Source organism: Limisphaera sp. VF-2 (assembly GCF_049537125.1).
Lineage (GTDB): Bacteria > Verrucomicrobiota > Verrucomicrobiia > Limisphaerales > Limisphaeraceae > Limisphaera.
The window spans coordinates 392,089-407,578 of the sequence record NZ_JBMVQY010000003.1; the positions used below are offsets into that span (position 1 = coordinate 392,089).

The window sequence follows — 15,490 nt, forward strand, 5'->3', positions numbered from 1 at the left end:
ACTCTGGTGCCCTGATCCTTAACACGGTTGCAGCCCCAGCGCCCGGGCCACGGTCTCGTCCACCACCGGCCGCCCGTTGACCCATTGTCGCGCCAGTCCAAAGCCCTCGTCCCACCCCCACACCGCCCAACCCACCTTGTGCCGGGCCAGGATCTGGCCGACATCCCGGAACCACTGGGCCCGGTGTTCCGGCCGGGCATGCCGCGGGAACACCCCAAACTCTCCGCAATACAGGGGCACTCCATGCGATTGTCCCCAGCTCACGGCCTGCTGAAACTCCGCGGCGAGGCGCTCGGCGTTCCATCGTTGCTCCCCGTACCGCTCGAGCATGGCTCGTGCCCCGGGATGATCCTTCAGCCCCTCCAGCAGGGGCGCCACTGCCTCCGGACTCGATGGGTAGGGCACCTGCCGCAACGGTTTGACCTCTTCGCTCGACCACGTCGCCCCTTGATGCGTGAACGGAAACGGTTCGTAAAAGTGGAACGAGTACACCACGTTCCGGTCCTCCAGCAGCTTGAGGCGGCGCAGACCGCGGATGCCGCCCCAGTTGGGGCCGGAAGTGATGAACGTATGCCCCGGGGCATTCCGGCGAATGGCAGTGGCCAGGCGCGCATTGAGCTGATTCCACTCCTCCTCTCGGCCCTGGAAGACCGGTTCGTTGATGAATTCGAGGAACGTCAGGTCCGGATCGAATGCGTTCAGGCGCCGGGCCAGTTCCCCCCAAAAGCGCACGAAGGCGTCCTGCCAGGCCGGATCCAGTTCGGCCTGTCGATCCTCGTTGTGCAGATCCACCACCACCGCCAGACCGACTCGATGAAACCGGCGAATCGCCTGTTCCAAGTGAGGCAGGATTTCAGGCCGTGGCCGACCCTCGCGCACGTCCAGAATCACCGCCGGCGCCACACACAGGCGAACATGGCGCAGTCCCACCCGGGCCATGCACTCCGCCTCGGATTCACGGATGTAATCGGCAAAGTGCTCTGCGGTCGTTTGCCGGGGAAACCGAAACCACCGACAGACATTGGCCCCGGGCGCCAGGCGTTCCAGCCGACGCGGCGGCACGCCCTTGTCCCCGGTCTGGGCCGAAGAACGCAGGCTCATCAAGCTGGCCGCCGCGACCGCCCAGCCCAGAAACCTCCGCCGCGAAACTCCGCCCCGTGACCGTTCGTGATCCATGCCCGCTTCGACGCTCAACCCCTCCTCCTCATTCATCTGCCCGCGCAGATCGCGCAACCTCGGGCAATCGAACATTCCCGGCCTCAAGCGAGACAAGCTTAACCCGGGCCGGTGCGGTTGGCCCCACGACGCAAAAAGGGGCCATGTTCAGACGGGTGTTTAGGCCGAGTTTCCAAGGTGTTGCCCCGGGGCTATGGAATTGTATGCGCCTACGGCGCGGACGTAAGTGAACCCCAAGGAGGTTGAGCATGCCCCACTGAGGGCCTGCCCGGAGCAACCGAATTGCCCCGAAAACGGATGAACGGTTGCGCCCTCGGCGCGTCGGGTGTTTGCCCCGATCGGGGCGGCAAGTCACCAGCCCCGGGCAACGCGCCGGGCAGCGAAACGCTTCAAATCGATCGCGCCCTGAAGGGGCGGCAATCGATCCGGATCCACTCGACCATTACCATGCGAACCCCATTTCCCGGGGCCGTGCGTGCCGCCGCGCGGATTCGGTTTGGGCCTGCCCGGCCCTCGCAGTGGGGGCTTCGGGTTGCGTCCTTTCGGGGCACGATGGGCATGGGGCAATCGAGTTCGCAGGGCGGTGCCCCGGGCTCATCGAAGTGCACCTGCGGCGCGAGAATGGGCCCATGCGAGCCGGGGACAGCGGAGGGCGCGTTTCCCTTCTTGAGCTCCAGATTCATGAGGCCCGACGAAATGTTTGCTTTCCTTCGGCTTTCCCGTGCCGGGGGAAGCCCGAAATGCTCCCGACTTTCCCCGGGGGTCGAAAAACCCGAAATGCAACGGCCCAGGGCGCCTGCCGGGGTTTCCGCGTTGACAGGTCCGGGGGCCGGGCCCAGTTTGCCGATCGATGCGAGGGTGTCATGCGATTCTCATCGGTGCCTGCCTGATCCCGATCTGCAGCCGGGCGGATTATCCGGTCCAGCCGGTGGCCTTTCCCCAGGTCGAACTGACGGGTGGATTGTTGGCGGCCCGACAGGCCACCAACCGGCTGGTCACGTTGCCCTTTGCCCTGGAGCAGTTGGAGACCTCCGGACGACTGAAGAACTTCGATTTGGCGGCGGAAGTGATGCGACGACGAGCGGCCGGGGAAACCAACTTCCAGATCCGGCCGCCCACCGAGTTTCCGTTTGACGACTCGGACGTGTACAAGGCGATCGAAGGGGCGTCGTACTGTTTGACGCTGCATCCGGACCCGGCTCTGGCGGAACGATTGGAGGGGATGATTCGACGCATCGCGGCCGCTCAGGAACCTGACGGGTATCTCTACACGTGGCGGACGATGCACCCGGATCAACCGGCGCACCAGTGGATCGGCCGGGAGCGCTGGGTCAAGGACCCGGAGTTGAGCCACGAACTTTACAATCTGGGACATCTGTTCGAGGCGGGCGTGGCGCATTACCAGGCCACCGGATCGCGCTCGCTGCTCGACGTGTGTCTCAAGAGTGCCGAGCTCTTGTGGCGGGACTTTGGCGATGGCGAGCCCCGGATTGCGCCGGGGCACCAAGTGATCGAAATGGGGCTGGCCAAGCTCTACCGTGTCACCGGCGATCGCCGGTGGCTGACGCTGGCGCGGTTCTTCCTCGACTGCCGGGGCCGGGGAGGAAGCACTTACAGTCAGGACCACGAACCGGTGATCCGACAGACCCGCGCCGTGGGCCATGCCGTGCGTGCCAATTACCTGTACAGCGGCATGGCCGACGTGGCGGCCCTGGGCTCGGAACCTGCCTACTGGCAGGCCGTCACGCGCATTTGGGACGATGTGGTGGGGACCAAGTTGCACGTGACCGGCGGGTGCGGAGCCCGGGCCTCCGGCGAGGCCTACGGGGACCCCTACGAACTGCCGCATCGGTGTTACAACGAGACCTGCGCTGCCGTGGCGTTCCTGTTCTGGAGTCACCGGATGTTCCTGATGACCGGCGAAGGCCGTTACATGGATGCCTTCGAGCGCACGCTCTACAATGGCGCGCTCAGCGGCGTCTCCCTGTCCGGCAACCGTTTCTTCTATCCCAACCCGTTGGAATCCGACGGGACCTACGGCCGGTCGCCATGGTTTGGTTGCGCGTGTTGTCCGCCCAACATCTTTCGGCTTCTGGCCTCGCTGGGCGGGTATTTCTATGCGGTGCGCGGGGACGAACTTTTCGTGAACCTCTACGGGGCCGGTCGCATGCAGACGACACTGGCCGGCACCCCGCTCAAGCTCGAGCAGAGCACGGACTATCCGTGGGAGGGCACGGTGCGGATTCGCTTGCAGCCGGAGCGCGAGACGACCTTCACGTTGTGCCTGCGCATTCCCGGCTGGGTGCGCGGACAGCCACTCCCTTCGGACCTTTACCGCTACGACGATCCCACGCCGGCGCCCTGGCGGGTCCGCGTCAACGGAGGGGTTCAATCGGCGCCCTTGGAACAGGGGTATGTTCGGTTGCGCCGGACATGGCGACCCGGTGATGAGGTGGTTCTGGAGCTCCCCATGGTGGTGCGGCGATTGGCGGGGCACCCGAACATCGCCGCCACGCGGGGCCAGGTGGCCCTGGAACGCGGGCCCATCGTCTACGCGTTCGAAGGTTTGGACAACGAGGGCCGGGTCTTCGACATCGTGCTGCCGCAGACGGCCCGCATCGAGGCCCGGTTTCGTCCGGATTTGTTGGGCGGTGTGACCGTACTGGAGATCCGGGATGCCCAACGGGCAGTGCGGAGTGCGTCGGGCCAACGGACCTCGGTGCCGGCGCGATTGACGGCGATTCCGTACGCGACCTGGGCCAATCGCGAGCTCAGTCCCATGACCGTTTGGGTGGCGCGGGAAGTCAGCCTGGCCCGTCCGGCGCCCCGGCCCACGCCGGCCCGGCAGGCGCGGTTGACCGCCTCGTTTGCGCGGTCGGGCATGTCCCTCGAACCGATCCGGGACCAACTGTATCCGGCCGATTATCCCGATGGTCGGGCGCCTCAATTCGATTTCTGGCCGCACAAGGGCACGCAGGAATGGGTGCAGTACGAGTTTCCGGAGCCCGCGCAGTTCCAAAGCGTCATCGTCTGTTGGTTTGACGACACGGGCACGGGCGAGTGCCGTCTGCCGGAATCGTGGCGGCTGCTGTACCGGGATGAGCGGGGAGAGTGGCAGCCTGTGCGGGCCCGGGACGAGTACGCCGTGCGCAAGGGGGAGCCGGTGCGGGTCCGATTCGACCCCGTGCGCACCGCCGCCCTGCGGCTGGAAGTCCGGTTGCCCAAGGGCTTCAGCGCCGGTCTCTACGAGTGGGAGGTCGAGTGAGACCCGTCGAGATGCGGGAGTCCGACTCGTACGCCCCTGCTGGCCCGGCCAAGGCCCGACGGTCTCTCCCGCCGTGCCCCTGCTGCCCGGGAAGCAGACCCTTTTGCCAGAGGGAACGCCAAAACCGGAGACCTGACAAAGGTTGGAAGATTTGGTTTCCATGACGGCCCGGGGGATTTTCCAGGCGGATTCAACAAGCGCGTCCCGGCGCGTCCGTGTGGCGGCTCACGTTCAGCCGGGCTCGAGACCCGGAGCTGCTCCAAGGGCTTCGCACGCAATTCGCTCCCTGGCCCCGGGGATGACGCGCGTGCTCCGACTTTGCCTGCTTCTCCTGATTGGGTGGCCCGCGCAGGGTGGCGAGGTCCAAACCATGCTGCTGCCCATGCGGGATGGGACGCGGCTGGCGACCGATGTTTATTTGCCGGACGGCACCGGGCCCTGGCCGGCGATCCTCGTTCGGACTCCGTACAACAAGGCGACCCTGGCCAATGTGGGCACCGAAGGAATGCAGCGCGGTTACGCGATGGTCATCCAGGATTGCCGCGGCCGATTTGCCTCCGAGGGCGACAACCTGCCGTTTGAACACGACGCGGTGGACGGTCCCGACACCCTGGAGTGGTTGCTGCGTCAGCCGTGGTGCAACGGTCGGGTCGGAACCTGGGGTGGCTCCGCACTGGCCATCACCCAGTTTCAGCTCGCCGGGCACGACGCACCGCAACCGCGCGCCCAGTACCTGGTCGTGGGCGAGCCGAATCTTTACGCCGGCATCTATCCGGGCGGAGTGTTCAAGAAGGCCATGGTGGAGGACTGGTTGCGCATGTCGAGGTTCGCGGACACGGCCCTGGCCCATTGGGTAACGCGGCCGCGCTACGATGCCTACTGGGCGGCACGGGATGCCACGCGGCGTTTCGCGCGCGTCACAGCCGCGGCGGTCCATGTGGGAGGCTGGTACGACATCTTCGCCCGCGGCACGGTGCGCGCCTTCCTGGGTTATCAGAACGAGGGTGGACCCGGGGCGCGGGGACGACAAAAACTCGTCATGGGCCCGTGGGCGCATGCGGTGGGACAGACCCGGGTCGGGGACTGGACCCTGCCGGATGGGGCCCGGCGGCCGCCCTCGGACCTGCTGGACCCGTGGGCATGGTTCGACGAACAGCTTCAGGGACGAGAACCGCGCCTTACGCGTTTGCCCCCGGTCACTTACTACGTGCTGGGTGACGTGGCTGAGCCGGGTGCTCCCGGGCTGGAGTGGCGGACGACCCGGGAATGGCCCCCGCCCGAAAGCCGTCTGATGCCGTGGTACCTGCATGCGAATGCCACCTTTGCTCCGGATCGGCCCATGTCGGCTCACGGCGAACGGGAGTACATCTATGATCCGGACGCGCCGGTGCCCACGCGGGGCGGTCCGCAATTGACCCTGCCAGCGGGACCGGTCGAGCAGCGCCCTGTCGAAGAGCGCTCGGATGTGTTGGTCTTCACCAGTGCCCCGCTGGCGCGGCCGTTGGAGCTGACGGGAGATGTCCGGGCCCGTCTCTGGATCCGCAGCGACGCGCCCGATACGGACGTTTTTGTGCGCTTGTGTGATGTTTATCCCGACGGCCGGTCGTTCAACCTGGTGGAAGGGGCGCTGCGTGCGCGGTTCCGCCACGGGTTCGATCGCGAAGTCTTTTTGGTCCCCAACCAGGTGGAACCCGTGTCGGTCGAGCTGGGCCCGATCAGCGTGGTGATCAACCGCGGCCATCGGTTGCGGGTACACGTGACGTCCAGCAGTGGACCCGGCTACGATCCGAATCCCAATCACGGCGGTCCGTTCCGATCCGCCATCCCGGCCCGGAAGGCGCGCAACGCAGTTTTGCTCAACCGGGAGTGTCCCTCCCATCTTTTGCTTCCGGTATGTGGGGACCGCTTTTGAGGGTCGGGTGGGATGCCCCTCGAGCCCGGCCTGCTGAGGTGCACCTGCAGCGGTTCAGGAAGCCCCCGGCGCGCCGCCCGAGCGAACGTTCAGTGTCGTAACGGCTCGGTCCCCAGCCGCACGTATCGAGTTTCGCGATCCACGCGCAGTTCCACGAGGGTGGTGGTGTTGGGATAGAAGAACGTCAAGCCATCCGGTCGCGGGTCCAGAGGATCGTACAGGACCAGGTTTTGGAGCGAGTCCAGGCGATAGGCGATGCCGCGGTCCACGCGGGGCACGTGCACGCGCGCACTGAGCACGGGTGGCTCGCCCCAGTCCCGGGCGATTTGATCCAGTTCCCTCAGCACCGCGTCAACGTCCACCAGCATGCGCCGATAACTCGGATCGACGCTGTGCGTGTGGAACTCGGCGGTGAGGAGTCGGCTCAGGCGGAGGCTCGCGTCCAGTTCGGCCGGGCGCAGCGTCTCCCGCCGGATCACCCGGGGCGCCGCGCCGCGGGGCCGCCGGAAGACGAAGAATTCCACGGTAAAATCGCGGACGGGTGTGTCCTGGTCGTCCACCGCGTGCAACAGGAACTGCTGATGGCGGGGCTTCCCGGTGGTTCGATAGGTCTGTTGGGTGCGCTCTGCCACTTCTTGTTGAAAGTCTCGGAACTCCTGCGCATCCCGGATGCCCAGGGCCCTGAGGAGCAGACGCGTCACGACGTTGTCCCGGCCGGGCGCGACCGCATCCACGAGGGTGCCGTGGTCCACGCCCTCCAGCACGCCCCAGGCAAAGTCATCGGGCGGATCCGTACGGGCCCAACGGACGGGGGCTTCGGGTGCCTCCGACGGAGCGGCGGGTGCGGAACAATCCAGCTCCAACTTGGCGCAGTTGAGGTTGGTGCCGGCGATGACCACGGTGCCGTCCGTGCCGGGCTTGTTGACCCAGCCCCGAAGGCCGGTGTAGTCCTGAATTCCCACCAGCACGGTGGTCTGGATGGCGTCGGCGCGATAGGGCGGATCCGGTCGCAGCAGGTCCCGATGCGCCAGTTCCCATTGGTAGGGGCTGGCCAGCTCGAGTCCCTCCAGCAATTGCCGGCCCACCTCGAGGAAGTCCCCGATCTTCCATCGGCCCTTGAACAGGGCGCCCAGAAAGGATTTGCCCCGGTGCGCCAGCGGCGAGCCGAAATGTGCCGGTGCGAGCATGATGAGGCGCCGGACGGGGCAGTCGCTCAACGGCCGACGGTCCTTCAAGTAATAACGCCAGATCCAGTGCCGGATCACCAGCCCGCCGGTGGAATGCACGATCAGGTTCAGCAGACACTGCTTCCGTCCGTGGGCATCCACAAAGCCCTCCTCGCGAAACCGGTCGTTCAACCCGTCCGCCACGTCGGCGAACGTGAGGTTGTCTTCGCGCGACTCGTAATCGGCGTAGTAAATCGTTTTGACGGTTCCCACGCCGGAGGCGACGAGAAACTGTTTCATTTTGCGGAACGAGACGGAGCAGTCGCTCCAGCCATGGAGCAGGACGGTGATTTCTTTCATGGTCGGCTCGGAACGGACCGGCTCCCGGGCGCGCGCACGGAAACCGCGCTGAAAACCGCACGTCGCACACGGAAGGAGACGGTGCTTGTGGACATGGCCGCAGCTTGGATGGGCAACCCCATGGCGTCAACCGTCGAAGGTCGGACAAAAGGCCGGTGGCGCCTCTTGCGTGACGTTGACCAACCGCCGTCGAGGTGGAGTTTCCCTGTCGCGGGCTGCGAATTCATTTCCGCCGCACCCACCAGGATTGGGAAAGTTTCGCGCCGTCGGCCTGCCGTGTGTTTGCCCCACCGGGGCACGGAGGCAACAGCCCGGCGCGGCGTGCGGGGCGGGCAGCCAACCGAGATTCACCCCGATCTAAAGGAGCGGGATCCAGTGGGGCTCGCCCGGCCCTCGCGATGGGATCAACGGGTTGCGCCCTTTCAGGGCGCGCGCGGGTGGGGGGACCGGGCTCCCGGGGCGTTGTCCCGGGCTGTTGGATCGAATGCGCTTTCGGCGCGCACGTACGTGCACTCCACGAAAGCTCGAAATCCGCCACTCGAAGGCCCACCCGGACCAACGGGATTGCTCCGAGAACGGATGAACGGTTACGCCTCCGGCGCGTGGCGTGTCCGCCCCGACCGGGGCGGCAGGTCACCAGCCCCGGGGCAACGCCCTGGGTAGCGGAACGCCCCAAATCGATCGCGCCCTGAAGGGGCGGCATTCGTTCCGGATCCACTCGACTATTGCCTTGCGAACCCCGTTTTCGGGGCGCTGCGTGCCGCCCCGTGGATTCGGTATGGACCTGACCGGCCCTCGCATCGGGGGCCCAAGTTGCGCCCTTTCGGGGCGCGACGGGCTCGGGGGATCGACTTCCCGGGCCACGGCCCCGGGCTCGTTGAATTGCACTTGCGTCGCGAGGATGGGCTTGTGCGAGCCATGGACGGCGGAGGGCGCGTTTCTGTTGTTGAACTCCAGATGCGACAATCCCGACCAAAGGTTTGCTGTTCGTCGTCTTTCCCCCACCGGGCAGGCCCGGAATGCCCCCGGGCCTTCGGGATGTTCAAAGGCGGAAACGCGCCGTCCATCCATCCCTTCCCGCGCATAACGCTTGCCAAAAGGCGCAGCGGGGTTACCTTGGCCGGCACTTGTGGAAGCGATCATGATCCAGAACACTCTCGGGCTCGTCGCCTTGTTCGCCCAGGCGCAGCAAGGTCCAACACCGCCGCTGTGGACGACCCTGGTGCCCATCCTGCTGTTTGCGGTGATTTTCTACGTCCTTCTCATCCGCCCGCAACGCCGCCGGGAGAAGGAACATGCCGAATTGCTCAAGCGGCTCAAACCCGGCGACGAGGTCGTCACCAGCAGCGGCATCATCGGCAGGGTCACTTCCGTCAAGGAGGACCGGGTCATCCTCCGCTCCGAAGATGCCAAGCTGGAGATGCTCAAGTCCGCCGTCGTGCAAATCCGGCAGTCATCCGGTTCCTCCTGAGCTTTCGGCGATCCTGAACCCGCAAACGTTCGCGTCCAGCCAGCCATGCGTCGGAACACTTGGAAATGGGGGGTGGTCGTCCTGGCCATTGCCTGGTCCCTTTACAACCTGTATCCGCCCACCGGCCGCGACCTGGTGCAGGTGTTCCGGGAACGGGCCGTCAACAAGGACACCACGTTTTCCAACATCTGGTACCAGGTGGTGCAGTTGCAGCAGCAGCGGCCCGACCGGGCTTACGGCAATTTGCTCGACGCCATCGGCACCAACGACATCCGCCGCTATTTCCCCTTCTACAAGGGCCTGGAAAACGAGCCCAATCCCACCCTCGCCATCCTGAACCGCCTGCAGCGGGAGGCGGCGGGCAAAATCCGGCTCGGCCTGGACCTGCGCGGCGGCACGTCCTTCCTCCTGGAGATGGACACCAACCGGTTGGCCAGCGTGGAGGTAATCACCAACCAGGCCGGCCAAATCATCACCCGCACCAACTCTGTGGACCCGGAGGAATTGGAAAGCGCCCTGTCTCAGGCCGTCGAGGTGTTGCGCCGGCGCGTGGACAAGTTCGGCGTGGCCGAGCCCATCATTGCGCCGGCCGGCCGGAACCGCATCCTGGTCCAACTGCCGGGACTGTCCGAAGCGGACCGCGAAAGCGCCCAGCGCCAGTTGCAGCGCGCAGCGTTCCTGGAGTTTCGCCTCGTGCACGAACGCAGCGAGGAGCTCCTGCGCGAGGGCCTCATCGAGCCCGGCTACGAAGTGCTCACCGAGGAACGCCGCAACCCCGACGGCACCAAGACGCTCCAACGGTACCTGGTCAAAAAGCGGCCCGAGCGCGGCATGACCGGCGCCTATGTCAGAAGCGCCATGGTCGTTCGCGGCAACCTCGGAGAACCCCGCATTGTTTTCCAACTGACTCCGGAAGGGGCGGAACTCTTCGGTCAAATCACGCGCGAAAACATCGGGCGCCAACTCGCCATCGTGTTGGACGGCGTCCTGTATTCGGCGCCCCGCATCAAGGAACCGATCCTCACGGGCAGCGGCGAGATCACCGGGAATTTCGACCTCCGCGAGGCCATCGAACTGGCCAATGTGCTGGAGAACCCGTTGCGCGCCCCGTTGCGGGTGATCGAGTCGCGCGACGTCGACCCCACGCTCGGCGCCGACTCCATCCGCAGCGGCATGCGGGCCGCCGTGGCCGGTGCCGCGGCCGTCTGTGTGTTCATGCTGGTTTACTACCTGTTCGCGGGCGCGGTCGCCAACGTGGCCCTGCTGCTCAATGTCCTCATGCTCCTGGGCGTGATGTGCTCGATCGGCACCACGTTGACCCTCCCCGGCATTGCGGGCATTGTCCTGACCATCGGCATGGCCGTGGACGCCAACGTGCTCATCTTTGAGCGCATCCGGGAGGAACTGGCCGCGGGCAAATCCCTCCGGGGCGCCGTCGCCGCCGGCTACGAGAAAGCCTTCGGCACCATCCTGGACGCCAATCTCACGACGCTGATCGCCTCCGTGATCCTGATCTACATGGGCACCGGCCCCGTGAAGGGATTCGGCGTGACCCTCACCATCGGTCTGTGCGTCAGCATGTTCACCGCGCTGTTCGTAACCCGGTTGATCTTCGACTGGCTTCTCGACCGCGGTTGGCTGCGATCGCTCAAGATGCTGCATTTGATTCGCAGCCCCAACGTCGACTTTCTCCGGTGGGCGAAACCCGCGTTCATTGCCTCCTGGCTGCTCATTCTGGTGGGCAACGGCTACGGGATCTTCGTGCGCGGCCAGGACGTGCTGGGAGTCGAGTTCACCGGGGGTGCCGACCTCACGCTCGCGTTCGATCCGGCCCACCGCGTGGAGGTGGATCAACTCCGTGCCGCGGCCACCCGGGCCAGCGGGAGCGATGTACTCATCGGCTACCAGCGGGACGTGGCCACCGGAACGGACAACCTGCGCATCACCGTGCGCGTGCCGCGGAACGCGCCTGAAGACGCCGCCCAGGGACTGGCCAACCGCGTGGTGGAGGAACTGCGCCAACGCTTCCCGGAGGCCAAGTTCAGGGTCCTGGGCGTGGACACCATCGGGCCCGTCATCGGGCGGGAAATCCAGCGCAGCGCCGTCGTGGCGGCGGTCCTGGCCATGTTCGGGATCCTGATCTACCTGGCCTTCCGTTACGAATTCTCCTTTGCCGTGGGCGCGGTCGTGGCCGTCGTGCACGACCTCCTCATGACCCTCGGCTGGTATTTCCTGGCCCAACATCAGCTCAACGCCACCACGGTCGCCGCCCTGCTGACCATCATCGGCTTCTCCATCAATGACACCGTGGTGATTTTCGATCGCGTGCGCGAGGACCTGAAGCTGGGCATTCGAGGGACCTTCCGCGAGATCATGAACCACGCGCTGAACCAGACCTTGAGCCGCACCATCATCACCTCCGGCACCACGTTCCTGGCCACCCTGGCCCTCTACCTCCTGGGCGGCCCGGTGATCAACGACTTCGCCTTCGCCTTCCTCATCGGGATTCTGACCGGCACCTACTCCAGCATCTACATCGCCGGTGCCCTGGTCCTGTGGTGGCACAAGGGACAACGGCCGGCCATTGGCGAGCCGCTGCCCAGCCAACCTGCCGCCACCGCCGTGGGGCCTGCCAGGGCCTAGGAGGACAGCCGCCATGTTCGCGTGGGTCGGAGTTCCGCCCTGGCAGTGGGCCGTCTTCATCGGCTGCATCCTGTTCTTTCTGGCCCTGGACCTGGGCGTGTTCCATCGCCGCGCGCACGTCGTGGGGTTCCGGGAAGCCCTGGCCTGGACCAGCGTGTGGGTCACGCTGTCGCTGGCGTTCGGTTTCTTCATCGCCCCGCGCATGGTGGAGGGATGGACGCACAAGGAAACCATCGAGTATCTGACCGGTTATCTGGTGGAGTTGTCCCTCTCCATGGACAACGTCTTCGTCATCGCCATGATCTTCGCCTATTTCCGGGTGCCGCCCCAGTACCAGCACCGGGTGTTGTTCTGGGGGATTCTGGGGGCGCTGATCATGCGCGGCCTCATGATCGCCGCCGGCACTGCACTGGTGCAGCGGTTTCTCTGGACGCTCTACGTCTTTGGGGCGTTCCTCGTGGTCACCGGGATCAAGATGCTGTTTTCCCGCGAGGAAGGCGTGCATCCGGAACGCAATCCCGTGATTCGGGCGGCGCAACGCCTCTTTCCCGTGGCGCCCTATTTTGATGGCCAGCGCTTCTTCACGCACCACCAGGGACGTCGCGCCATCACGCCGCTGATGCTGGTCCTGCTCATGGTCGAGACCACCGACCTCATCTTCGCGGTGGATTCCATCCCCGCCATCTTCGGCATCACCACCAAACCGTTCATCGTGTTCACGTCGAACGTGTTTGCCATCCTCGGGTTGCGATCGCTCTACTTCGTGTTGGCCAACCTGATTGCATGTTTCCGGTACCTGAAAACGGGATTGTCGGTCGTGCTGGTGTTCATCGGGGTGAAGATGTTGCTGGATCCTCATGGTCATCCGCGCCACTGGTGGCAGTTCGAAATGCCCACCACCGTGGCGCTGTGTGTGGTCGCCGGGATTATCACCCTGTCGATTACCGCGTCCCTGCTCCACACCTGGTGGGAACGCCGCCGCGGGGGCAAGATGCCCGAGCCTGCCGGGTCCGCCTCGGAGCCCCCCGCTTTCCCGTCGGGTTAGCGCGCCGGCCGGCGGGACTCCGCGCCGGCCCTCCTCAAGCTGCTCACCGGCCATGACTGCGCCCCCTTCCCAACTGCCGCACGAGCCGTTGTCCAAGCAGTTGGAACGGCTGCTGAACCAGGGTGGGGCCGCCGCTCCGTTCACGGTCAACCAGCTGCTGGCCGCCACCGGCGGACGCAGCGCATGTTTGGTCATGGTGTTGTTGGCTCTGCCGTTTGTGGCCTGGGTTTCCGTGCCCGGATTGAGCACGCTGGCCGGGCCGATGATCGCCTTTCTGGCCTGGCGCATGGGCCAGGGCCGCGTGCCGCGCCTGCCGGCCCGGTGGGGCGACCGCCCTCTCACGGCAAAAACGAGACAGGCGATTCTCACCGGAGGGCTTAAGGTTTGTCGGTGGATTGAAAAGGTGGTGCGGCCGCGACGCACCCGCTGGTTGCGGTGGCCGCTGGTCCGTCGCTTTCACGCGGCGTTGATCGTCCTTTTGGCGGTGTTGATGGCACTGCCGCTGCCGTCGCCCCCCTTCTTCGGGTCCAACACCCTGCCCAGTTACGCCATCATCCTGCTGGCCTTCAGCATCATGGAGGAGGACGGTGTGATGATTTGGGCCGGTTACCTCATGAGCCTGATTGCCGTGGGTTATTTCCTCGTTTTGGGCGGCCTGGTCTTGTGGCACCTGGCCGAGTGGACCCAACAGTTGTTGCGGCTCTTGCAATGGGCCGGATGAACTTCCGCTGGCAACTGACCCCGCCCCAACCCCTGCTGGCCGACAGCCTCGCCCGGGCCCTGCGCATCTCGCCGTTGCTGGCCCAATGCCTGATTAACCGCGGGCTGACCGAAACCGGCTGCTGCCGCGCGTACCTGGAGCCGAAACTGGCCCGACTCCAGGATCCCTTCGCCCTGCCGGGCATGGTCGAGGCCGTGGACCGCCTCGAACAGGCACGCCTTCGTGGCGAGCGGGTCGTCCTCTTCGGCGATTACGACGTGGACGGCGTGACCGCCACGGCCCTTCTGCAGGAAGTGCTGGAAGGCCTGGGCTGGTCCACCGCGGTGTATCTGCCCCACCGCCTCGAGGAAGGGTACGGACTGAGTCCGGAAGCCGTGGCCAACTGCCTTGCCCGCTTCCCCACCCGACTCCTTCTGGCCGTCGATTGCGGTTCCACCTCCTTTGAGGTGATACGGCAACTCCAGGACCGCGGCGTGGATGTCCTCGTCGTGGACCATCATCAGGTCAGCCAACCCGCCCCGCCCGCTTGCGCTCTGGTCAACCCGCGCGTGCGAACCGGCCCTGACGCCCAACCAGTGCCGTTTGGCGAACTTTGCTCCGTGGGCCTCGCCTTCAAACTCGCTCACGCCCTCGTCAAACGCGGCCGACAACAAGGTCGCCCCGAGGCCGCCGCCTTCGACCTCCGTCCCCTGCTCGATCTCGTCGCCCTCGGAACCATTGCCGACGTCGTTCCCCTCAGCGGGGAAAACCGCATCCTCGTCAAAGCCGGGCTGGCACGACTCAATGCCACCCGACGCCCCGGCCTTCAAGCCCTTTGCCAGGTTGCCCGTTGCCCGGAACCCCTCGACACCTACGAGGTGGGCTTTCAACTCGCCCCGCGCCTCAACGCCGCCGGACGCCTCGAAACGGCCGAGGCCGCCTTTCATCTCCTTCGAGCTCGTTCCCCGATGGAAGCCGGGCCTCTGGCCGACCAACTGAACCGTTGGAACCGCGACCGCCAGGCCCTCGAACGCCGCATCCTCGAGCAGGTCCTCCAACGACTGCGGGACCGCTTCAACCCCGAGACCGATTACGTGATCGTGGAAGGACACCCCGACTGGCACCTGGGCGTCGTCGGCATCGTCGCCGCTCGCATCGTCCAGGAATTCTATCGTCCCACCCTCATCCTGGGCGGAGACGGGGAGACCTGGCGGGGATCCGGCCGCAGCATTCCGGGGTTCGACCTGGCCGCAGCCCTGCGCCGATGCAGCGATCTCCTCCTCCGCCACGGCGGCCACGCCATGGCCGCCGGCGTCAGCGTCCTCCCCCGGCATCTCGATGCGTTACGCGTCCGGCTGAACGAGCTGGCCCGGCAGGCCCTCGCCCCCGAGGCACTGCAACCGGTCCTGCGCATCGACGCGGAAGTCGCCCTCCACCAGCTCACCACATCCCTCTTGTGCGAGTTGGACCGGCTTCGACCCTTCGGTCTGGGCAATCCCACCGTCCAACTGGCCGCCCGCGCGCTCACGCATCACCGGCCCCTGCAACGGTTCGGGCCGGACCGTCAGCACGTCCGCCTCTGGGTCACCGACGGCACCGCCGTCCTCGAGACGGTCTGGTGGAACGGCGGCGATCAACCCCTGCCCGTGGGCCGGTTCGACCTGGCCTTTGTCCCCCAATGGCGCAGCCGCGACGGCCAGCGTACCGTGCAACTCCGCCTGTTGGACTGGCGCCCCGCCGCCTGAGGTGCCC

At 66.0% G+C, this 15,490-nt stretch carries 9 protein-coding genes; 7 read left to right on the top strand and 2 right to left on the bottom strand.

The genetic code is table 11. The features are described from left to right. Nucleotides 1–18: 18 nt before the first annotated feature. On the bottom strand, nt 19–1,212 hold the full coding sequence (locus ACPDIT_RS11515; RefSeq protein WP_423443616.1) for a glycoside hydrolase family 5 protein: 1,194 nt from the start codon (nt 1,210–1,212) through the stop codon (nt 19–21). Nucleotides 1,213–2,026: 814 nt separating this feature from the next. Here ACPDIT_RS11515 and ACPDIT_RS11520 point away from each other — a divergent pair. Both ACPDIT_RS11520 and ACPDIT_RS11525 read left to right on the top strand, forming a co-directional pair. Further along, nucleotides 2,027–4,441: a glycoside hydrolase family 127 protein gene (locus tag ACPDIT_RS11520; protein ID WP_423443618.1), complete on the top strand. Its 2,415-nt coding sequence runs from the start codon at nt 2,027–2,029 to the stop codon at nt 4,439–4,441. 370 nt (nt 4,442–4,811) lie between these two features. Further along, complete coding sequence (locus ACPDIT_RS11525; RefSeq protein ID WP_423443620.1) at nt 4,812–6,353, top strand: CocE/NonD family hydrolase; 1,542 nt, start codon at nt 4,812–4,814, stop codon at nt 6,351–6,353. 89 nt (nt 6,354–6,442) lie between these two features. Here ACPDIT_RS11525 and ACPDIT_RS11530 read toward each other — a convergent pair whose 3' ends face one another. After that, on the bottom strand, nt 6,443–7,879 hold the full coding sequence (locus ACPDIT_RS11530; protein ID WP_423443622.1) for an esterase/lipase family protein: 1,437 nt from the start codon (nt 7,877–7,879) through the stop codon (nt 6,443–6,445). Nucleotides 7,880–9,020: 1,141 nt separating this feature from the next. Here ACPDIT_RS11530 and yajC point away from each other — a divergent pair. The 5 genes from yajC to recJ are packed head-to-tail and all read left to right on the top strand — an operon-like array spanning nt 9,021 to nt 15,483. Further along, complete coding sequence (gene yajC, locus ACPDIT_RS11535) at nt 9,021–9,350, top strand: preprotein translocase subunit YajC (RefSeq protein ID WP_423443624.1); 330 nt, start codon at nt 9,021–9,023, stop codon at nt 9,348–9,350. Between the two features lie 45 nt (nt 9,351–9,395). Continuing rightward, entirely contained in the window at nt 9,396–11,993 is a 2,598-nt protein-coding gene (secD, locus tag ACPDIT_RS11540; RefSeq protein WP_423443626.1) for a protein translocase subunit SecD, read from the top strand. 13 nt (nt 11,994–12,006) lie between these two features. Then, complete coding sequence (locus ACPDIT_RS11545) at nt 12,007–13,038, top strand: TerC family protein (protein ID WP_423443627.1); 1,032 nt, start codon at nt 12,007–12,009, stop codon at nt 13,036–13,038. A gap of 52 nt (nt 13,039–13,090) precedes the next feature. After that, the gene (locus ACPDIT_RS11550; protein WP_423443629.1) at nt 13,091–13,759 is read left to right on the top strand and encodes an exopolysaccharide biosynthesis protein; all 669 of its coding nucleotides are present in this window, start codon (nt 13,091–13,093) and stop codon (nt 13,757–13,759) included. Then, complete coding sequence (gene recJ / locus ACPDIT_RS11555; protein ID WP_423443631.1) at nt 13,756–15,483, top strand: single-stranded-DNA-specific exonuclease RecJ; 1,728 nt, start codon at nt 13,756–13,758, stop codon at nt 15,481–15,483. The genes ACPDIT_RS11550 and recJ overlap by 4 nt, the downstream gene beginning before the upstream one ends. The last annotated feature ends 7 nt before the right edge of the window (nt 15,484–15,490 follow it).